Here is a 20,799-nt window from a genome sequence, read left to right as displayed (position 1 = left end):
GTGAATAAACTGCTGCTCGCCGCTCTGCTGGCAGCCGCGCCAGTGCATGCCACGGAGTGGATCGGGTTCGGCTGGGCGAGCTTTGGCGATTTTCCGCATGCCGCCGTGATACTGCCGGCGACCGTGAATGGCAAAGCCTGTTTCGTGCAGCTGGATACCGGCGCCAATGGCGGCTTTATCCCCGCCGGCCAAGCCGCCGGCGCACCTGTCGATATCGTCATCGGCCAGCACGCCATCAGGGCCAGCGTGCCGCCAGCGCTGCCAGCCGGCGATCAGTGCCACGCCGGCACGGTCGGCAACAGCTTTTTCGACAACGGCACGCTGACCCTCGACCTGCGGCACGCGCGCTTTGCCTACCGCGATGCCGCCATGCTGCGCGACGACAGTGAGGCCGCGCCGTTCAGGTATGTGCAGCATGAGGGTTGCGGAGGCGGCCACATCGTGGTGCCGGTCACGCTGCCCGGACAGCCGCCGCAAGAAGCCATGTTCGATACCGGCGCGGCGCTGTTCAGCTTTGCGCCGCTGCAGCTATCCATGTACGACGCGTTGCGCGGTGCGGACAGCAAGCCGCTGAAAGCACCGAGCTGGGGCAGCGAGGTGGATTGCCAGACCAGCCGCTTGACGGCACCGCTGCGCGTCAGCCGGTACACGCTCGATGGCGGCGTGCTGGGTCACTGCAAGCTGGGCGTCGACATCGGCGTGCCCCTGGCCGGGATTGTAGGCCTGGCCGGCTTTGCCGGTCAGACCATCATCATCGACTATCCCTCGCGTAAATGGAAAATCACCAGATAGGGCCGAGGAACAGGTAGGCGCTGCTGTTGCCGCCCTTGGTGGTGCCGGTGCCGAAGTACAGCGGGCCGAAGCGCGTGTCGACCGCGATGAAGCCGCTGGCCGCCTGCTTCAGCTTGCCCCAGTGCAGCGGATCGCCCGGGCTGTAAGCGGCGCCGGCTTCCAGCGAGAAGCCCAGCCGCACGTCGCCGCCCAGCGCGGCCGGCATGGCGCCGATGCTGCGCGCCATCACCACCCGCCCCAGCACCGTGCGGCTGCCCACCACCGACTCCGGCGTGGTGCCCGACAGGCGCAGGAAGCCGCCCAGGTTGTTGTCGTTCGCACCGCCCTGGCTGCGCGCCCACTCCGCATACACGTGGCCGGCCCAGCGGCCGGTGTGGAAGGCTTCCAGTCCCTGCAGTTTTTGCTGGGTTGGCACCGGGCCGCCGCTTTTGGACTTTTCCAGCGCGCGCTGCCATTCCAGACTGAACAAGGTGCCGCGCGTCGGGAAGGCGATGGTGTCCAGGGTGTCGACGTTGAAGCTCAGCGCCTGCACGGTCTGGAACGTGCGCTGGTTGGTCAGGTCTTCCGGAATGGACAGATGGACATTGCCGACTTGGCGAGCGACGGTGTAGCGCAGATCGCCCCAGCGTCCCATCTGGCGCCCCACCGACATTGCTGCCGCAGTGAAGTCGTAGGCATAGCGGGCCTGGCGGAAGCCGCTGGAATTGAAGACATCCGCCGCGCCCGAGCCATATTGCAGCGCCGGCGCCACATACCATTGCGACCCCACGCCCAGCGGCTGCCAGAACTGCATGCCCAGCACACGCTCGGTGCCGACGCTGGCGATGGTGCGCAGCTCCGCGCCCCAGTCGTTGAGCGACGAGGCCACGTGCATGGCCTTGAACTGGAAGGCGCTGTTGTCGCTGAAATTACTGTTCAGCTCCAGCCCCACGCGCAGACGGCTGTGCGCCCAGTCGGCCTCGGTGGGCTTGATCAGCACACTGCGGCCATTCTCGTCATCGCGCACCTCGGTTTCCACGCGCGCCAGGTCGCCGCGGCCAAACAGCTGGTTGCCGGCCTGCGTGGCCTGCTCGTTGGTGACTTGCTGGCCGAGTTTGAGGCCGGTCTGCGCCTCCAGCTCCTTGGGATTGATGCGGCCACTGGCCGCCACTTCCAGCTTGGTCAGCTTGACCGGCTGGTCGATCGCCACTGGCGCCGACGAGCGGTTCAATTCATACGACGCATACTGCGCTTCCGGCAGCGCCAGCGCCACCAGCCGGGCGCTCATGGCGCGCACCGCCGCCTCGCCTTCTTTCATGGCGCGGTCATGACGGCCGAAATCCAGGAAGCCGATGCCGCCCAGGTCCGGTTGCAGCAGGATGTCATTCGGGCGCAGCTCTTTCAGCGAGCGCTGGACGTTTTGCTCGGTCAGGATCTGCAGCATCTGCTGCGCCACGCTGACCGCGCTCACCAGCTCCTTTTCCTGCGCCAGCGGCGTACCGACGTTGACCGCGATGATGACGTCGGCACCCATCTCGCGCGCCACGTCCACCGGCAGGTTGCGCACCAGGCCACCATCCACCAGCAGGCGTTGATTGACCCGCACCGGCGCAAACACGCCCGGTACCGCCAGCGAAGCGCGCATCGCCAGGAACAGCGGCGTGTCGGTCAGTTCCACCAGTTCGCCGGTGACCAGATCCGAAGCCACGGAACGGAACGGCAGCTGCAGCAGATTGGCCGGCTTGTCGCGCGCGCCGGGCGGCAGCACGCGCGTCAGCGCCAGTTCCAGCGCCTCGTTGCCGGCGGCGGCGGGCGGCAGCGAGACGCCGTCCAGGTGCGCACCGAATTCAATCCGCGACGGCAGCAGCAAATCTTCCTCACGGCGGCGATAGAACAGTTCATCGCGCGGCGGACGATCCGCCACCACCGCATTCCAGTCGGTGCGGCGCACCAGCTGCTCCAGCTGATCGACCGAGCTGCCGGCGGCATAGGCGCCGCCCACCACGCTGCCCATGCTGGTGCCAACCACGATATCGACCGGGATGCGCAATTCCTGCAACGCGCGCAGCACGCCGATGTGGGCGAAGCCGCGTGCGCCGCCGCCGGACAACACCAGCGCGACCTTGGGGCGCGGCTTGATGGCGGCATCGGGCGCGATCGAGGTGGCGTTGGCTTGCTGCGCCTGCGCCGTGGACAAGAAAAAGCCGCAGCATAAAGCTGCGGCCAGGAGACGAATGTAAGCCATAAGCTACCTACTGGCGATCGTTGGTGGGAATGGGCGGCACGCCCGATCTCTGCGGCATGACGGGCGGCTGGCCGGGCGTTTGCTGATTTGGCGCCGGTTGCGCAGCCGGCTGCGGCGCCGACTGCGTCGCCAGCGGCGGCGGCGGCGGCAATGGCGGCGCCGCCTGTTGCGCGGGCTGCCCCGGCAGGGTGGCAGGGCCGCTGGAAACGCCGGCATCGCTCGGCAAATCCACCCGCTTGATCACGCCGCCCTCGGACAACAGCACGTGCTTGGGGTGGACTTCCTTGACCGTCACGCCCGGCACCACTTCCTTGCCGACCGCCAGCGCCACGGCCGGCTTGTTATCGACCGAGATGATCGCCGCACTGTCTTCACCGCGCGCCGCCACCACGCCTTTGAGCTGGTAGTTGCTGACCGCGGCCACGCTGACCTGCCCGCCGAACAGGCCCTTGGCCGCATCGAGATTAAGGCCCATTGGCGGCGGTGGCGGCGGCGCCGCAATCGCACGCTGCTGCGGCTTGAACAACTGCAGTCCCCAGTAAGCCAGCGATGCCGACAGCAGCACCACCGCGAGAACAGTAAGGATTAAGGGCAAACGCTTCATGGTGTCCTTTATCAGCGTACCAGCTGATTGATTTCGATAATAGGCATCAGCACCGCCAGCACGATCAGCAGCACCACCACGCCCATGGCCAGGATCAGCGCCGGTTCCAGCAGGCCGGCGATGGTCAGCGTGCGGCGTTCCAGATCGGCTTCCTGGGCGGCGGCCGCGCGGTCCAGCATGGCCGGCAGCTCGCCGGTGATTTCGCCGGCGCGTATCATGTGGATCAGCATCGGCGGGAAGTGCTTCTGCGCCGACAGCGCGCGCGCCAGGCTGACGCCTTCGCGCACCGCATCGCTGGCCTCTTCCACCAGCTCCTGCATGGCGACGTTGTTGAGCGTATCGCGGCTGGTGTCCAGCGCGCGCAGGATCGGCACGCCGGAGCCGGTGGTAATCGCCAGCGTGCTGGCAAAGCGTGCGGTATTCAGGCTGCGCTCGAATTTGCCGTACAGCGGCGCGGTCAGCAGCCAGGTGTGCCAGCGGCGCTTGAGCGCGGGATTCTGCAAGGCGCGCCGCCACGCGAACCAGGCGCCGATCAAGGCGATGCCGACCACGATGCCGTAGTGGCGCACAAAGTCCGACACCGCCAGCATCACCACCGTCAGGAACGGCAGCTTTTGCTTGGTGTTGGCGAATACGGAAACGATCTGCGGCACCACATAGGTCAGCAGGAAGATCACGATGGAGAACGCCACCACCGTCACGATGGCCGGATAGGTGAACGCCAGCCGCACTTTCTGGATCAGCGCATTGCGCCGTTCGATGTAGTCGGCCAGGCGCGACAGCACGCGCGACAACTGGCCGATCTGCTCACCGGAGGCCACCAGCGCGCGGTAGATTTCAGCAAAGTCGCGCGGATGGCGTCCCAGCACGGTGGACAGCGCATCGCCGCCGATCACTTCCGAACGCACCGAGGCAATCAGGTCGCGCAGATAGGGACGTTCGGCCTGCTCCAGCAAGGCGGTGAACGCCTGTTCCAGCGGCAGGCCGGCTTCCAGCAGGCTGGCCAGCTGGCGCGTGAACAGCGCCAGCTCGGTGGAACTCAGGCGCTCGCCCAGGCCGCGGCTTTTCGCCACGCCGGCAGCATCCACCTGCGCGGCGATCAGATCGACCTTGAGCGGCACCAGTCCCTGCGCGCGCAACTCGGCGCGCGCCGAGCGGGCGCTGTCCGAATTCAGGACGCCTTTCTTGGTGGCGCCGCCGGCATCGGCGGCTTCGTAGCGGAATGCGGGCATGCCTTACTCCTTGGTCACACGCATCAACTCGGCCTGCGTGGTGGTGCCGCTGGCCAGCCAGCGCTCGCCGTCTTCACGCATGGTCTGCATGCCGTCGCCGATGGCGGCGGCCTTGATCTCGGCTTCCGATGCGCGGTTGTGGATTTGCGCACGGATCTGTTCCGTGGTCTCCAAGAATTCGTAGACGCCGACGCGGCCCTGGTAGCCGGTGTGACCGCAATGCTCGCAGCCGACCGCATGCCACAACGTGCCGTCGTAGGTTTTGCAGCTCGGGCACAGCTTGCGCACCAGACGCTGCGCCAGCACGCCCAGCAGCGTCGACGACAACAGGAACGGTTCGATGCCCATGTCCAGCAGACGCGTGACGGCGGCAGCAGCATCGTTGGTGTGCAGCGTGGCCAGCACCAGGTGGCCGGTCAGCGAGGCCTGCACCGCGATCTGCGCGGTTTCCAGGTCGCGGATCTCACCGATCATGATCACGTCCGGGTCCTGGCGCAGGATGGCGCGCAGGGCCTTGGCAAAGGTCATGTCAATACGCGGATTGACTTGCGTCTGGCCCACGCCCGGCAGGTCGTACTCGATCGGGTCTTCCACCGTCATGATGTTGGTGGTGGAGGCGTTCAACAGCGACAGCGCGGCATACAGGGTGGTGGTTTTACCGGAGCCGGTGGGACCGGTGACCAGCACGATGCCGTGCGGCTGGTTGATCAGCGCATCGAACTTCGGCAGCATGGTGTCGCTCATGCCGAGGTGGTTCAGATCGAGGCGGCCGGCTTCCTTGTCCAGCAGACGCAGCACCGCGCGTTCGCCGTGGCCGGTCGGCAGCGTCGACACACGCACGTCGACCGGCTTGCCGCCGATGCGCAGCGTGATGCGGCCGTCCTGCGGCAGACGCTTTTCCGCGATGTCCAGCTGCGCCATGATCTTGATACGCGAGATCAGCGAACCGTGTATGGCCTTGCGCGGACGGACGATGTCGCGCAGCGTGCCGTCCACGCGGAAGCGCACCACCGAGGTCTGCTCGAACGGCTCGATGTGGATGTCGGACGCGCCGTCGCGCAGGGCCTGCGTCAGCAGCGCGTTGATCATGCGGATCACTGGCGCATCGTCGGACGATTCCAGCAGGTCTTCGATGGCCGGCACGTCCTGCAGCAGCTTGGTCAGATCGAGGTCGGCGTCGAATTCTTCCGCCACCATGGAGGCGTTGCCGCCCGAGCTGGCGTAGGCCGCGGCAATGGCGGTTTCCAGGTCGGCACGGGTCATGTGCTTGAGCTGGATGCGGCCGAAGCGGCGCGACACTTCAGCAATCGCAGCCGGCGGCGTGGCGCCGCACATCAACACGTCGACGGTGTTTTCGGCATCGTCGCTGTGCTGGGCCAGCACCACGAAGTCGCGCGCGTAGGCGTAGGGGAGCAGGTTACTCATATCACTTCTGCGGCTGGACGTTCTCCGCGGCGCCAGGCACGCGGACAGGGATCGGCGCAGGCGGCACCGGCGCGGCTACCGCGCCACCGCTGACCGGCGCGCCGTTCTGCAGCTTGGGCAGCACTGGCTGGCCCAGGTCCTGCACCAGGATGCTGTCCGGCGGTTTGATGGCTTCCTGCTGGCTGCGCATGTAGTCGTAACGGTCGGTGGCCAGGCTGGTGCTCTGCTCCTTGTTGCGGATCACCACCGGGCGCAGGAACACCATCAGGTTGGTTTTCTTGCGGGTGCGCGACTGCGACTTGAACAGATTGCCCAGCACCGGAATGTCGCCCAGGCCGCGCACCTTGTCGGTGCCGTCGCCTTCGGTGTCTTCAATCAGGCCGCCCAGCACGATGATCTGGCCATCGTCGGCAATCACATTGTTCTCGATCACGCGGTTGTTCAGGGTGATGCCCGATGCCGCGGTCAGGGTCGACTTATCCACGCTGGAGGTCTCGTGGTAGATCGCCAGCTTGATGGTGCCGCCTTCGGAAATCTGCGGACGCACTTTCAGCGTCAGGCCGACGTCCTTGCGGTCGATGGTCTGGAACGGATTGCTGTTGGTGCCTGAGGTGGTGGTGTACTGGCCAGTGAGGATGGGCACGTTCTGGCCGACGCGGATGGTGGCCAGTTCGTTATCCAGCGTGATCATGTTGGGCGTCGACAGGATGTTGGCGTTGCCGTCCGATTCCAGCGAGTGCGCCAGCGCGCCCAGGCCCAGTGCGCCGCCGATCTGCTTGAAGAGGCCAATCGACAGGCCGTTGTTCGGAATGGTGGCGCCCTTGTTGGCGTAAATCGACACCAGCGAGCTATCGGCGCCGCTGGTGGTGAACGATTGCAGGCCGCCCAGGCGATAGGTGCTGTTGGAATTGCCGGTGGCGCCAACCCACTGCACGCCGAACTCCGAGGCCTTGTCGGAAGTGACTTCCACGATCAGCGATTCGATGTAGACCTGCGCGCGGCGCACGTCCAGCTGGTCGATGACGGCGCGCAGGTTGCGGTACACCGACTCCGGCGCCGTGATGATCAGGGTGTTGGTGCTGGCATCGGCCTGGATGAAGCCTGCCGAGCTGCCGCCGCCGCTGCCCTGCTGCTGGCTGCCGGAGCCGCTCAGCAGCGGGTTGCTTGGACCGGAGTTGTTGGTGCTGGAGGAACTGCCGCCCATGCTGCTGTTGTTATTGCTGCCAAAGCCGCCGCTGTTGCTGTTGTTCTGGCTACCAAGCCCGGTGCCGGTGCCGCTGCCGGTACCGCTCTGCTGCGACACCTCGCCCGACACCACCGAGCGCAAGGTTTGCGCCAGCTTGGTGGCTTCCGCATTTTTCAGATACACCACGTGGACGTTGCCCAGTTCCTGGGTCGGCTGATCGAGCTTGGCGATCAGCGACTTGGCCAGGTTGGAACGTGCCACCGACGGTGCGCGCAACACCAGCGAATTGGTACGCGGGTCGGCCAGTACGCTGGTCTTGCCGGCATCGGCGCCGGTGCCGGCGTCCAGCAGCTTGTTGATCATGGTGGCCAGGTCGCTGGCGATGGCGTAGCGCACCGGGATCACATCCAGGTCGCTCACCGCCGGCGCATCCAGCGCGGCGACGATCTTGGCCAGGCGCTTGACGTTGTCGGCGTAGTCGGTCACCACCACGCTGTTGTTGCCGGGATTGGCGTTGATGGTGTTGTTGGGCGAGATCAAAGGACGCAGCACAGTCACCACATTGGCCGCCGACTCATAATTCAGGCGGAAGATCTGGCTGACGATCTGGTCGCCCTTGGCCTGGGTGCCGTCGATCTGCGTCGGGCCGGCCTGCAGCTTGGCGTCCGCTTCCGGCACCACCTTGGCAAAGCCGTCGCCGCTCACCACCGCGTAGCCCTGCAAGCGCAGCGCGGAAGTCAGCAGGCTGAATGCCTGCGACTTGGTGACCGGTTTTTCCGACACCACGGTGAGCGTGCCTTTCACGCGCGGATCGATCACGAAGGTGATGTTGGTGTAGTGGCCGACCGCCTTGATCACCGATTCGATATCGGCGCCGACGAAGTTCAGCGCGGCGTCGTCCGCGGCGGCATGCGCCAGCGCAGGCAGCAACAGCGCGGCGGTCGGTGCGGCGCTGATCGCACAGCACAGCATCGCACCCGCGCTCAGGCGGCGCAGCGCAGGAAGGGATTGGCTAACGGACTGTTTTTTCATGGTCGGGCTTTATCTCAGTGGAACTCAGTGGAACTCTAATGCGATGACGTTGCGGTCACTACCTGGCTTGCGCTGGCCCAGCAAATTCAATAAATTGGCCAACGTCTGTTCGTATCCTTGTGCTGCCTCGGCCTGCCCGGAAAACTGCAGGCGGCCGTTGTTCAAGCTTCCCTGGCCGCTCAGCAGCAGCGGCCCCTTGACGGAACTGAGCGTCAATTGCGCCTGCTGGCCATGCCAGTCCAGCGCCATGTTGTAGCTGCCCAGCGGCCGGATCGATGACAGGCGTGAGGCCATGTCCGTCATCTCCAGCGTGGTGCGGCCTTCCACGCTGATCTGCTTATTGGCCAGCACCAGCTGCAAACCGGTCCACGACAGGCGCATGCTGCCGCTGGGCGCCAGCGTGTTCAGCGGCGCGCCCAGACCGGCCAGCCCTTCGGCCGGCAGCAGCAGCGCCGACGGACTCAGTTGCCATTGCGACCAGCTGCCGCGGAAGGTCACCGGCTGCGCCAGCGCCTGCGGGTTCTCCAGCTGCAGGTCGACCATGCCGACCAGCGCCAGCGGCGAAATCTTCCAGCTGAAGCGCCCCGGCAGCAGCGGCGTGACCGGGCTGTTATTGCCCGCCGCGCCGCCGACAAAGGCCGAACCGCGCCACAGCGTACCCTGCGCATCCCCCAGCGTCAAACGGCCGCCGGTGCGCGCCTCGACGATGGAGCCCAGCCACGCCGCCGGAAAGAATACCAGCAGCGTGAGGGCCATCGTCAGCGCGATGGTCAGCAGCCATAGCAAGGCGCGTTTCATCGGACTCCCTGGCGCAGCGTCAGCGAACCGTTCACCACGCCCGGCGTGTCCTGCGCGGTAAAGCTGGCGTCCACCACGGTGATGCGGCTTTCCACGCGGATGGCGTCCAGCCAGGCCACGATGCCGGGATACTGGGCGCCGGTGAACTGCAGCTTGGCGTATTCGCCGGTGACGTTGAGCGACTGCGGATTCAGGCCGCGCGCGGCCAGGCCCGCATTCAGGTTATCCCGCGTCATCGGCGTCGGCGCGATATCGTTCTGACCTTGCAGCGCCTGCGCCTCGCGCGCCATGTTCTGCATCTCGGCGGCCTGCTGGTGCAGTTCCGGCAGCGATTGATGCAGGGCTGCGCGGCCCGACAGTGCCGGGTCGATCAGCAGGCTATAGAACAGCCCCAGACCGACCACGATGCCGCCAATGCGCAGCAGCTTGCGTTCCTGCTCGGTGCGCACCTGCCAGAAGGCGTCGGCGCGGGCGCGCAGTTCCTGGATGGGATTCGGTTTGCTCATGATTTTCCTCCGGCCGCCGGCACGATCTTCCAGCTGCCTGGCGTCGGCTCCTGCAGGTCCAGCTTGCGGCCGGCCAGCGCGGAGCGCAGTTGCGCCACCGCCGCCGCGTCCACGGTATTCGGTTTGACCTTGACCACCAGCGCGCGGTCCTTGTACTCCAGCGTGGCGATGATGTCGCGGTTCGGCAGCATGCCCAGCGCCTCGCCAAAGCCGGCGCTCAGGGTGACAAATTCATCGGGGCCGGTCTGGCCACTATTGGCTTTGGCCAGGCGGATGTTGCGGCTCATCTGGTCGATCGGCGCCGCCACCAGCGGTTCTTTCGGATACACCGACTTGAAGGTTTGCGTCATCGATTGCGTCACCAGTTTGGCTTCGTTCTTGAGGCGCATCCATTCGATATTCAGACCCACTACGTTGACCGCCACCGCCAGCGCGGCGATGCGCAGCGGCCAGCGCCAGCGCTGCCAGGCGCGCGCCGAGGCGCCGCTGGCGCCCAAGGCTGGGGCCAGGTCCAGCCCCGCGCTGCGCGACGATGCCACCCAGTGCGCCCAGTGGTCTTCTTCCAGCGTCAGGTGCGGCACTTCCGCCGCCAGCGGCGCGAATTGCGCCATCTGCGCGGCGGGCAGATACAGCGTCACCGGCTGCTCGCCGGCCAGCGCGCGCAGGGTGTGCAACGCGGCTTGCGGCTGCGCCGGCAGCGTCAGGCCCAGGCCCTCGAACTGCGACTGGCGCAGCACCAGATCATAGCCGGCATCGCCCGGCAGCAGCGTGGCCGACACGGCGCCCGGCTGGAACGGCAGGCACAGTTGCGACGGCACCACCGACACCGCGTGCGCGCCCTGTGCCAGCAGCGCCTTGACCAGCACCTCCAGCCACGCGCGCTGCACCACGGCCACGGTGCGCAGGCCTTCGCTGTCTTCAGCGGTGGCGGCCAGCACGCAGTCGGCCGGATCGCCCAGCACTTGTTCTTCCACCAGCGCCGGCAAGGCGGCTTTCAGCTTGGCCGCTGACAGGGGCGGCGTTTTCACGCGCAGCAGCGTGGTGTCCGGGGCGGCCAGAAGCAACACCACGCGCCGCGCGGCAGTCACCATGTCCGCCAGGTTCCCCAGCGGCGACGCGCCTTGCTGCAACAGGTTGCCGCCATCTCCCACCAGCGCGAACGGGCAGCTCTGGGCCGCGCCGCTGTCGACGCTGGCCTTGGCCGGATAGCGGATAAATAATGTCGTCAAAGGATCTCGCTTTCGTTCATCGCTGTTTTAATATTCCCGTATCCATTCAACCCTGGTGATCGGCTGATTCTTCTGCCGCGACAACAAGGATTGCGTCTCCAGCGTGGCGCGGTCCAGCTTTACCCGGCTGTAGGCCAGGAAGTAATCGCTGCGCACTTCAAATTTCGACGTTATCTGCTTGCCGGTTATCTGCGGCAGCGAGCTAAAGCCGGCGGTGTCGTTGTAATACACCCGTGTTTTCACCACCGCCGCCGCATCCGACAAGGACAGCCCTGGCACCAGCGCTGCCATCACCTCGGCCGGCGCGGTATTGACATTGATCGCCGTACCGCCCACCGGCAGTATGATGACATAGTCGCGCAGCTGTTCAATGGCTTGCGGCGTAAAGCCGCTCACCGCCAGCAAATCTTCCACCCGCACCAGACCGATCGGCTGGGTGGTCGTGCTGGTGTTTTGCGCGCTGCTGGCGGTTTGCGCATCCGCCACCAGCTGCGCTACCCTGCGTGCCAGGCTGGAATCCAGCCGCAGATTGGTCAACAGGCGTTCGAAGACCTCCACCTCGGCCGGCACCGGCAGCTTGTTAGCGGCCAGATTGGCCAGATTGTAGCGTGCCTGCGCATCCGTCATGCGGCCGGACAGCGTGGCGTTGAAGTTCTCGCCCTGCAGGCGCTCGCGCTCCACATAATCGTCCAGCCGCGTCTCTTCCAGTGGCGTGGCCCACACACCATTGGCTATGGTTCGCTGCGACGAGTCTATCCAGTCCTGGTTCAGGATCAGCCGGCTCAGGTCCAGCGCCCCGCGCAGGATCCAGCGCGTTTGCAGTTGCAGGCGCTGGTTCTCCATCGAACGCACCTGCACCTGCTGCAGCCAGAACAAGCTGGTGACGATGGTCACCGCCAGGGTGGTCAGCAGCAGCGCCGTCACCACGGCCACGCCTTGTTGCCGCTTCAGCTTCACAGTGCCCCCAGCAGGAAGGCCTTCACCAGCGGGATCTCTCTCCCCTGCAGCGTCATCGACACTTCCAGCCCGGTCGGCAAGGTAGCGCCGCCGGTGGCGGCCGCGGTGGACACGCCCACCGCCGTGCGCCAGCCGCCGGAATTGGCGATCAGGGCGCCCGGCATCCAGAAGCGCATCACCATGTTTTGCACGCCCGACTGCAGCGCCACCGTTGCGCCAGGATCGGTATCGCTGAGCGCCGCCTGCCACAGGTTGTCGAGCTGCGTGAGTTCGCGCGTGGAAGCCGATTCACGCCGCGTCAGTACGCCGTCCACCACGCGGTAAGACACCACCTGCAGGCGGGTCGGCTGGTTCTCGCCCAGCACCGTGCGCACCAGCGTGATGCGATTGTCCTCCGCCTGCAGGAAGGCGCGGTTGCGCAGCAGCGCGCTGCCGGCCAGGTTTTCGCAGTCGCTCTGCATCTGCGCGAAGGCCAGTTGCAGGCCGCGCGTCTGCTCCATGCCGGTGGTCAGCGTTTCGCGCGAACGGACGATGCTATCGAGCCCGCGCCAGCCCAGCACCGCGATGATGGCCAGGATGGAAATCGCCAGCAGCAGCTCGATCAGCGTGAAACCACGAGTGCGCGAAGTCATGAGTTCAGCACCAATTGAACCAGCTTGATGATGCGGCGCTCGGGATGCGCAGCCTCATACACGCTGACTTCCACCCGGCGGAAGCGCGGATTCGGGCTGGCGATCACCTCTTCCTCGCACATCAGCTGCAGGTCGCCCTGCGGGCACTCGAAGGTTTGCTTGCCGATCGGCGGGAATACCTTGGACAGGCGCAGCTGCACCATCCGGTTCTCGGCCGACCAGGTGGCCATCATGTTGGCGCGCAGGCCGTTGCTGTTGGAGGTCAGACTGCCGACCGCACGCAGCGAGGCAATCAGCGCGGTGGCGACGATCATCAGCGCGACCAGCACTTCCAGCATGGTGAAACCGCGTTGGAATGATGGCCGCATCTCAGTCCACCGTGAAGTGACCGATGCCGTCGGCGCGGATGGCAACGCTGCCGCCATCGCTGGCGGTCATGGTCAGCACAAAGGGTTTATCAACCGGCTCGCGGCCGAAGATGATGCGCAAGGTGGGTTCCGGCAGCGGCGGCGCCGGGTCCAGCATCAGCGTCAGCGGCGCGTTCTTGAACTCGCGCTCGCGCAGCAGGTCGTCCTGCACCACCGGTTCCCATTGCTTGTTGTCGTTGCGGATCATGAAGCGGTAGTTGTCCGTGCCGGCTTCAAAAGCGATCTGCCGGTTGCGCACAATGGCTTCATCGCGCGCCAGTTGCAGCAGCAGCGCGATGCGTTTGGCGTCCTGCTGCATGGACTGCTTCTGGCCCGGCATGGCGTTAAGCGACACCAGTCCGAGGGTGATGCCCAAAATGACCATCACCACCAGCAGTTCAATCAGCGTGAAGCCACGCTCGCCGCGCATGATGAGCGATCAATTATCCCAGGAGCCGATGTCGGCATCATCGCCGGTGCCGCCTGGTTGTCCGTCCGCGCCATAGGAGAACACGTCGATCTCGCCCTTGATGCCCGGCGACAGATACTGGTACGGATTACCCCACGGGTCTTTCGGCATTTTTTCGACATAGCCGCCGGCCTTCCAGCCGTTGGCTGCCGGGCCGGCGGTCGGCTTCTCGATCAGCGCCTGCAGGCCCTGCTCGGTGGTCGGATAGCGCTGATTATCCAGCTTGTACAGCTTCAGCGCCTGCATGATGGTCGCGATATCGACCTTGGCGGCGGCCACCTTGGATTCGCCGGTACGGTTCAGCAGCTTGGGCACCACCAGCGCCGCCAGCACGCCCATGATGACCACGACCACCATGATTTCGATCAGCGTAAAGCCGCGTTGGGCACGAGTAGTAAACTTTTTCATAATGGGTAGCAAATTAAAATGAGTGCAGAGTATAAGGCGGAATCACGGCCCTTGCGACATTTGGCCGTGATTTATCCGCTTTCGCCCTTAAACAGCTCTTAATATGACGGTTTCTTTACAAGACCTTACGGTTTAGCGGTGTTTATGTGCGCTCGACTCAATGCGGGCGCGGGCGCCCTCGTTGCTGCCGCCATAAGCTGCCGCCACTGCGTTGGCGCTGCGGGTCACTTTCGGCACCTCGGCCACGAAGGGCGCGATGCCCAGCGCCGCATCGATTTCCTGCGGGTAGATCAGGAAGCCGCGCGTGATCACCGCCGATACCTTGCGCACATCCTCGATGTTCTGGGTCGGGTCGCCGTCCACCAGCACGATGTCGGCCAGCTTGCCCGGCGTGATGCTGCCGCGGTCATTGGTGGTGCGGGTGTAGCGCGCGCCGTTGCGGGTGGCCACCTGCAACGCCTGCGCCGGCGTCAGGCCAGCCTTGACCAGCAGCGCCAGCTCGGAATGCAGGGTGAAGCCCGGAATATCGTCGGTGCCGGCCACGATCGGCACGCCGGCCTTGTACATGATGCCGACGAACTGCACCATCTTGGCGTAGGACTTCTCGTAGCGCTTGAGCTGCGCGTCGCCGTCGATCTTCATGGTGCCGACCTTGAAGCCGCGCGCCACGTCCGGCGGCATGTGCGACGCCACCGAGGCATAGGGCTCGTTCATGTCGCCGTCGCGCTGCTTGAGGAAGGCGAAGGTGGCCAGCGTCGGGTCGATCGAAATCTGCTTTTTGGCCAGATACGACACAAAGTCCTTCACCGGCCTGGAATTGAAGTCCAGATCCGCCACTTTCTCGGCCGGCAGCACGAAACGGTTGAGGTTACGCGTCTCAGTATCCGGTTTGACCAGGAAATTCAGCAGCACCTGGTTGATGTGCTGGATCTCGTCGTAGCCGGCATCCAAGGCTTCCTGCGCGCGCAGGCCGGCCGGGATGTGGCCGGACACGCGCATGCCGCGGCTGTGCGCATAGGCCACCGTATCCTTCAGGATGGCTTTCGGGAAGGAGTTATAAATCTTCAGCTGCGGGTAGCCGCGCTCCGCGTACCAGTCGATGGCGTCCCTGGCTTCCTTCAGGTCCTTGATGACGAAACCGTTGTTGGCGCTGAACGGGCTTTCGCCTTCCAGGAAGCCGGCCGGCACCACCTGCGGCGCCAGCAGCTTGCCGGCGGCGGTTTCGTCCAGCATGGCCTGCAGCTGGGCGTTGTCGTTGCCCATGTCGCGCACGCTGGTGACGCCGGCCGACATGTTCAGCGCGCCGGACCAGCGGTCCACATGGCCGTGCAGGTCGAACAGACCAGGCAGCACGACGCGGTTGGCGGCGTCGATCACGTTGTCGGCATCGCGCACCGGCGAGCCGGCTGGCTGCACGGAGGTGATGCGGCCGCGCAGCACATAGATATCAGACGGCTTGCCGACGGTGGCTTTCTCGCTGTCGAAGATGCGCGCGTTGCGGATCACGGTCAGGCCGTTGAGGGGATGCTGCAGCCTGGCGGCGACGTCGGTCAGCATCTGCTGCTCGGCAGCCTTCTGCAGCTTGGTCAGGGTCGGCACGGCGGCCTGCCAGCCCTCTTCCATCATGCTGCCAAAGCCGGGAATGATCACCGCGAACAGGCGTGGCGACTCGCCCGAGGTGGCCCAGTAAAACGATGGCGACAGGCCGACGCCAGTCTGCGCCAGCAGCCGCACGGTCTGCTTCTGGCCGGTGGCGCTGGTGACTTCCACCCGATTCAGTTCGCGCTGCGACAGCGTGCCCGATGGCAGCAGCGGCAGTTTGCCGTCCGGATTCCTGGCCAGCGCCGCGATGGCGATCGACTCGACTTCAAAAGAGCTGTTCAGCGGCAGATAGGCGGCCGGGCCGCTGACGGTTTTCTCGCCCTGCTCCGAGGTCGATTTCCACTGCGCCTTATCGCCCTTGCGGCTGAACTGCTCATCCACCACCGCGCCAAAGGTGGAGTTACCTTTGACCGCGTATTCCGTCATGGTGCCGTCGGCGCCGAGGCGGAACTGCTCCGTCAGTTCAGGGCCGCGGCCATTGTCCTTGTACGTGAAGCTCACCTTGGTCAGGCCATCATCCAGACGCTCGACGATCTGCTGGCCGATCTGCTTGTTGGCGTTTTCGGAAATGATCAGGTATTTGGTGGTGGTGGCAGCGTGGGCGGCAAAGGCGGTGGCCAATGCCAGCGGCAGTACGGCAAGTCGTTTCTTCAGCAAGTGTTTCAGCAAGTTCGTTCTCCCTTTATTTTTTAGCGGCGCAGACCGGGCAGGCATCGTTGCGGCCGACGCCGATGCTGGTCCATTCCATGTGCAAGCCATCCAACATCAACAAACGCCCCGCCAGCGAACCGCCCACGCCCATCAGCAGCTTGAGCGCTTCGGCCGCCTGCATGGCGCCCACCACCCCCACCAGCGGCGCAAACACGCCCATGGTGGAACAGGCTACATCTTCAAACTTCTGATCCTGCGGGAACAGGCAGGAATAGCAGGGCTGCTGGCCGCCGCGCGGATCGAACACGCTGATCTGACCATCAAAGCGGATCACCGCGCCCGACACCAGCGGTGTATGCGCCGCCACGCACGCGCGGTTCACCGCGTGGCGGGTGGCGAAGTTGTCGGTGCAGTCGAGCACCACGTCGGCCGCCGCCACCAGATCGGCCAGGCGCGCATCGTCCACGCGTTCGATCAGCGCGGTGACGGCGATTTCCGGATTAATCTGCTGCAGCGTCAGGCGCGCCGATTCGGCCTTGGGCTGGCCCACGCGTTCGGTGGTGTGGGCGATCTGGCGCTGCAGGTTGGTCAGGTCGACCGCATCGTGATCGACCAGCGTGATGTGGCCGACGCCGGCCGAGGCCAGGTACATGGCGGCCGGCGAACCGAGGCCGCCGGCGCCGATCACCAGCGCGCGCGCATCGAGCAGCTTTTGCTGGCCCTCGATGCCGATTTCGTCGAGCAGGATGTGGCGCGAGTAGCGCAGCAATTGTGAGTCGTTCATCGTCTCTCTGCGGCGTTGGCGCGCATGGGTTTATTTGGGCTGGGTATTCGGCGGCGTATCCGGCTTGGTCTCGCCGACATCGTTGGCCGGCTTGGCATCGGCCTTGGACAGCTTGACCGGCAAACCCTTGAAGTGGTTCAGCGCCTGCGCCAGCTGGAAGTCGTCCTTGGAGCCGAATTCCACCGGCTTGGCTTTCTTGGCCAGCACCGCGATCGCCTGCTCCTCTTCCAGCGGATCGCGCTTGGTGATCTCGCCTTCCGGGTCCTTGTCGTTGCCGAGGTGTTTTTGCAGGTCCGCTTCGCGCACGCGCAGGCGGTTCAGACCATCGCCTTCCGCAGTTTCGTCGACCAGCAGGTCCGGCATGATGCCGCGCGCCTGGATGGCGCGGTTCTTCGGCGTGTAGTAGCGCGCGGTGGTCAGCTTGACGGCGGTATCGGCAGTCAGCTGGCGCAGAGTCTGCACCGAGCCTTTGCCAAAGGTCTGCTGACCCATGATGGTGGCGCGCTTGTAGTCCTGCAGCGCGCCGGCGACGATTTCCGAGGCCGAGGCGGAACCGGCATTCACCAGCACCACCATCGGCACATCCTTCAGCGCGGCCGGCAGCTTGGCCAGCGGGTCGGTCTTGGCGCGCGGCGCGTAGAATTCCTGGCGGCCGTAGAAGGTCTCCTTGGAGGCCAGCAGCTGGCCGTTGGTGGAGACGATCACGGAATCCTTGGGCAGGAAGGCGGCCGAGACGCCGATCGCGCCCGGCACCACGCCGCCCGGATCGTTGCGCAGGTCCAGCACCAGGCCCTTGATGTTGGGGTCCTGGTGGTACAGGGCGGTGATTTTTTTCGCCATGTCGTCGACGGTCGGTTCCTGGAACTGCGAGATGCGCACCCACGCATACCCCGGCTCGATGATCCTGGCCTTCACACTCTGCACGCGGATCTCTTCGCGCACGATGTTGAAGATCAGCGGCTTGTCCTCGTCCTTGCGGCTGATGGTGACGCTGACCTTGGAGCGCGGCTCGCCGCGCATCTTTTTCACCGATTCATCCAGCGACATGCCTTTGATCAGCGTGCCGTCGATGCGGGTAATGACGTCGCCGGCCTTGATGCCGGCCTTGAAGGCAGGCGTGTCCTCGATCGGCGACACCACCTTGATGTAGCCGTCTTCCAGCCCGACCTCCACGCCGATGCCGACAAATTTGCCGGCCACGGTCTCGCGCATTTCGCGGAAGGCTTTTTTATCGAGGTAGACCGAGTGCGGGTCGAGCGAGGACACCATGCCGGAAATGGCTTCGGTCAGCAGCTTCTTGTCGTCGACGCTTTCAACGTAGTCGGTCTTGATCAGGCCAAACACGTCGGACAGCTGGCGCAGTTCTTCCAGCGGCAGCGGTGAGCCGCTGACTTTTTGCGCGATGGCGGAAAACTGGAAGGAGGCGGCAACACCAGCCACCATACCGAGGCCGATCAGGCCGATGCTCTTGACTTTGTTGCCCATTTTTTCCGCGAACCTTAAAACTTGACCCAGCCAGCCGGATCGAATGCTGCGCCCTGATGGCGAAGTTCAAAGTATAGCCCCGATTCCTCGTTGCCGCCGCTGTTACCCGCGCTGGCAATGGGGTCGCCGGCCTTGACGATGTCGCCGGCCCGCTTGAGCAGGGATTGGTTGTTGCCGTAAATACTCATGTACTGGCCGCCGTGATCGACGATGATCAGGTTGCCGAAGCCGCGCAGCCAGTCGGCAAACACCACGCGGCCGCCGGCCACGGCGTGCACGTCGGCGCCCTCGGCGGTACGGATGAACACACCTTTCCAGCTGGGGCCGTCGCCGCGCTTGGCGCCGAACCTGGCGGCCACCTTGCCGGCCACCGGCGCCCGCAGCTGGCCTTTCAGGCTGGCAAACGCGCCGGCCGGCGCGGCGGGCGCCAGCGCGATGTCGGCGGCCTTGGCTGGCGGCGGCGTGTCTTCCTGCGCCGCATCCGTCCCGGCAGGTCGTCCGGCGCCAGCGGCTCCAGTGGCGGCGCCAGCGGCGCCCGGCCGCGCCGCAGCCACTTTCGGCTCGTCGGCATCGATCGCATCGGCCGGGTTCGGGGCCGGCTTGATGGTGCCGGACTTGCTGCTATTGTTGTTGGCTTTGGCCAGGCGCTGGCGTTCCGCTTCGGCGGCCTTGGCCTTGGCCAGCGCGCGCGCTTCGGCTTCCGCCCTGGCCTTGGCAGCCGCCTTGGCTGCCGCCACCTGTTCCTGGCGTTTCTTCTCGGCCGCGGCCGCAGCGGCCTGTTCGGCAATCAGCTTGTTCAGCTTGTCGACCAGGCCGGTCATGCGCTGCTCGTCGCGCTCCAGGTTGCCCGCTTCCTTGCGCTGCGCCACCAGTTTCTTCGACAAGGTGGACAACAGGGCGGCGCGGCGCGCCTTCTCCTGCTCCAGCTTGGCTTTTTGCTGCAACTGTTCCTGCGCGATTTCTTCCAGCTCGTCCTTGGCGTTCTGCGCCTGCTCCTGGTTGACCTCGACGGCCTTGAGGTTGGCGCGCAGCGCTTCCAGCAGCCGCGCCTGCGCCTGCGACACATAGGCCAGCATTTGCAGATCGCGGTTGATGCGGTTGGGATTGTCGCCGGACAACAGCAACTTGATGCGGTCTTCATTGCCCGCCACGTACTGCTCGCGCAGCAACTTGGCCAGCTGCTGCTTCTGCTGGGCGACGGTGGCCGCCAGCTTGTCGTGCTCGGCCGACAGCTGTTGCAGCTTGAGGTTGGTATCGCCCTGCTCCTGCTGCAGGTCGCGCAGCGCGCGGTTGGCGTCCGAGATCGCCTGTTCCGATTCGGCCAGGGTATCGGCCGCGTCATCCTTGGCGCTCTCGGTCTTGCTGATGTCCTTCTTCAGCGCGGACAGCTTTTGCTGCACGCCGGCGCGTTCAGCCTCGGCAGCAGCTTTCTGTTTGCTGCGCTCGGTCATCTTGCCGAACGGCGCCGCCGCCGTGGCATGCCACGGCCCAAGCGACAACATCAGCAGCCAGGCTGCTGCGTGGCGGTACGAAGAAGACAAATTACTTGGCCTTGCCCTGGTTGGCCACGGCAGCCTGGGCGGCGGCAATGGCGGCGGCGTCACCCAGGTAGTAGTGACGGATCGGTTTCAGGTTCTCGTCCAGCTCGTACACCAGCGGGGTGCCGTTCGGAATGTTCAAGCCGACGATGTCGCTGTCGCTGATGCCGTCCAGCATCTTGATCAGCGCGCGCAGGCTGTTGCCGTGGGCCGAGATGATGATTTTCTTGCCGGCCTTGATGGCGGGGGCGATTTCCTCGTCCCACACCGGCACCACGCGCGCCACGGTGTCTTTCAGGCATTCGGTCAGCGGGATCTGCGCTTTCGACAGGCCGGCGTAACGCGGATCGTTGAACGAGGCGCGGTCATCGGTCGGCTCCAGCGCCGGCGGCGGGGTGTCGTAGCTGCGGCGCCAAACGAGCACTTGCTCGTCGCCGTACTTGGCGGCGGTCTCGCCCTTGTCCAGCCCCTGCAGGGCGCCGTAGTGGCGCTCGTTCAGGCGCCAGTCGTTCTTGATTGGCAGATACATCATGTCCATTTCGTCCAGCGCCAGCCACAGCGTGCGCACCGCGCGCTTCAGCACCGAGGTGTAAGCCAGATCGAAGGTATAGCCGCCATCCTTCAGCAGCTTGCCGGCCTGTTTGGCTTCATTGATGCCTTTTTCGGTCAGGTCGACGTCGGTCCAGCCGGTGAAGCGGTTCGACAGGTTCCAGGTGGATTCGCCATGGCGCATGAAAACGATTTTGTACATGTGGACTATCTTTTCAGGAAAAGTTGGAAAACCGGTGCTTTGAATGCTGTTACAGCTTCTATTTTATAATGCGCGGATTAAGTTCAA

General features: G+C 65.2%; 19 protein-coding genes. 1 reads left to right on the top strand and 18 read right to left on the bottom strand.

Annotated features, from left to right (window positions below):
• Positions 1-792 carry a hypothetical protein gene (locus ABDW57_RS12805; RefSeq protein ID WP_343730578.1) on the top strand — a complete coding sequence of 264 codons (792 nt, stop codon included), beginning with the start codon at positions 1-3 and terminating at the stop codon, positions 790-792.
• Here ABDW57_RS12805 and ABDW57_RS12800 read toward each other — a convergent pair.
• From ABDW57_RS12800 to gpmA, 18 genes are all read right to left on the bottom strand, one after another.
• Positions 782-3,016 (bottom strand): patatin-like phospholipase family protein, encoded by a 2,235-nt coding sequence (locus tag ABDW57_RS12800; RefSeq protein WP_343730577.1) that lies wholly within the window; start codon positions 3,014-3,016, stop codon positions 782-784. The genes ABDW57_RS12805 and ABDW57_RS12800 overlap by 11 nt on opposite strands.
• Positions 3,017-3,023: 7 nt before the next feature.
• A complete protein-coding gene (locus ABDW57_RS12795) occupies positions 3,024-3,620 on the bottom strand; it encodes a type II secretion system protein N (RefSeq protein WP_343730576.1) in 597 nt (198 codons plus the stop codon).
• 11 nt (positions 3,621-3,631) lie between these two features.
• The gene (gene gspF, locus ABDW57_RS12790) at positions 3,632-4,852 is read right to left on the bottom strand and encodes a type II secretion system inner membrane protein GspF (protein WP_343730575.1); all 1,221 of its coding nucleotides are present in this window, start codon (positions 4,850-4,852) and stop codon (positions 3,632-3,634) included.
• Positions 4,853-4,855: 3 nt separating this feature from the next.
• On the bottom strand, positions 4,856-6,277 hold the full coding sequence (gene gspE, locus ABDW57_RS12785; RefSeq protein WP_343730574.1) for a type II secretion system ATPase GspE: 1,422 nt from the start codon (positions 6,275-6,277) through the stop codon (positions 4,856-4,858).
• A 1-nt stretch (position 6,278) separates the two neighbouring features.
• Positions 6,279-8,495: a type II secretion system secretin GspD gene (gene gspD / locus ABDW57_RS12780; protein WP_343730573.1), complete on the bottom strand. Its 2,217-nt coding sequence runs from the start codon at positions 8,493-8,495 to the stop codon at positions 6,279-6,281.
• Between the two features lie 24 nt (positions 8,496-8,519).
• A complete protein-coding gene (gene gspN / locus ABDW57_RS12775) occupies positions 8,520-9,293 on the bottom strand; it encodes a type II secretion system protein N (protein WP_343730572.1) in 774 nt (257 codons plus the stop codon).
• The gene (locus ABDW57_RS12770; protein ID WP_343730571.1) at positions 9,290-9,799 is read right to left on the bottom strand and encodes a type II secretion system protein M; all 510 of its coding nucleotides are present in this window, start codon (positions 9,797-9,799) and stop codon (positions 9,290-9,292) included. The genes gspN and ABDW57_RS12770 overlap by 4 nt, the downstream gene beginning before the upstream one ends.
• On the bottom strand, positions 9,796-11,028 hold the full coding sequence (gene gspL, locus ABDW57_RS12765) for a type II secretion system protein GspL (protein ID WP_343730570.1): 1,233 nt from the start codon (positions 11,026-11,028) through the stop codon (positions 9,796-9,798). The genes ABDW57_RS12770 and gspL overlap by 4 nt, the downstream gene beginning before the upstream one ends.
• A gap of 27 nt (positions 11,029-11,055) precedes the next feature.
• Positions 11,056-11,985 carry a type II secretion system minor pseudopilin GspK gene (gene gspK / locus ABDW57_RS12760; protein ID WP_343730569.1) on the bottom strand — a complete coding sequence of 310 codons (930 nt, stop codon included), beginning with the start codon at positions 11,983-11,985 and terminating at the stop codon, positions 11,056-11,058.
• Positions 11,982-12,617, bottom strand: a complete 636-nt coding sequence (locus tag ABDW57_RS12755; RefSeq protein ID WP_343730568.1) for a prepilin-type N-terminal cleavage/methylation domain-containing protein — start codon at positions 12,615-12,617, stop codon at positions 11,982-11,984. The genes gspK and ABDW57_RS12755 overlap by 4 nt, the downstream gene beginning before the upstream one ends.
• A complete protein-coding gene (gspI, locus tag ABDW57_RS12750; RefSeq protein WP_343730567.1) occupies positions 12,614-12,985 on the bottom strand; it encodes a type II secretion system minor pseudopilin GspI in 372 nt (123 codons plus the stop codon). Before gspI ends, ABDW57_RS12755 begins: the two co-directional genes overlap by 4 nt.
• 1 nt (position 12,986) lies before the next feature.
• Positions 12,987-13,454: a GspH/FimT family pseudopilin gene (locus ABDW57_RS12745; protein ID WP_343730566.1), complete on the bottom strand. Its 468-nt coding sequence runs from the start codon at positions 13,452-13,454 to the stop codon at positions 12,987-12,989.
• Positions 13,455-13,463: 9 nt separating this feature from the next.
• Complete coding sequence (gspG, locus tag ABDW57_RS12740; protein WP_343730565.1) at positions 13,464-13,901, bottom strand: type II secretion system major pseudopilin GspG; 438 nt, start codon at positions 13,899-13,901, stop codon at positions 13,464-13,466.
• A gap of 132 nt (positions 13,902-14,033) precedes the next feature.
• Positions 14,034-16,172 (bottom strand): amidohydrolase family protein, encoded by a 2,139-nt coding sequence (locus ABDW57_RS12735; RefSeq protein WP_343730564.1) that lies wholly within the window; start codon positions 16,170-16,172, stop codon positions 14,034-14,036.
• 13 nt (positions 16,173-16,185) lie between these two features.
• A complete protein-coding gene (locus ABDW57_RS12730) occupies positions 16,186-16,938 on the bottom strand; it encodes a HesA/MoeB/ThiF family protein (protein ID WP_343730563.1) in 753 nt (250 codons plus the stop codon).
• Positions 16,939-16,968: 30 nt separating this feature from the next.
• On the bottom strand, positions 16,969-18,423 hold the full coding sequence (locus ABDW57_RS12725; protein WP_343730562.1) for a S41 family peptidase: 1,455 nt from the start codon (positions 18,421-18,423) through the stop codon (positions 16,969-16,971).
• Positions 18,424-18,437: 14 nt separating this feature from the next.
• The gene (locus ABDW57_RS12720) at positions 18,438-19,925 is read right to left on the bottom strand and encodes a peptidoglycan DD-metalloendopeptidase family protein (RefSeq protein ID WP_343730624.1); all 1,488 of its coding nucleotides are present in this window, start codon (positions 19,923-19,925) and stop codon (positions 18,438-18,440) included.
• Between the two features lie 40 nt (positions 19,926-19,965).
• Positions 19,966-20,712: a 2,3-diphosphoglycerate-dependent phosphoglycerate mutase gene (gene gpmA, locus ABDW57_RS12715; protein WP_343730561.1), complete on the bottom strand. Its 747-nt coding sequence runs from the start codon at positions 20,710-20,712 to the stop codon at positions 19,966-19,968.
• Between the last annotated feature and the right edge of the window lie 87 nt (positions 20,713-20,799).

The organism is Duganella sp. (genome assembly GCF_039595735.1).
GTDB lineage: Bacteria > Pseudomonadota > Gammaproteobacteria > Burkholderiales > Burkholderiaceae_D > Rugamonas.
Note: the sequence above shows the minus strand (reverse complement) of the source record. Positions and strands in the feature narration are given on the sequence as shown.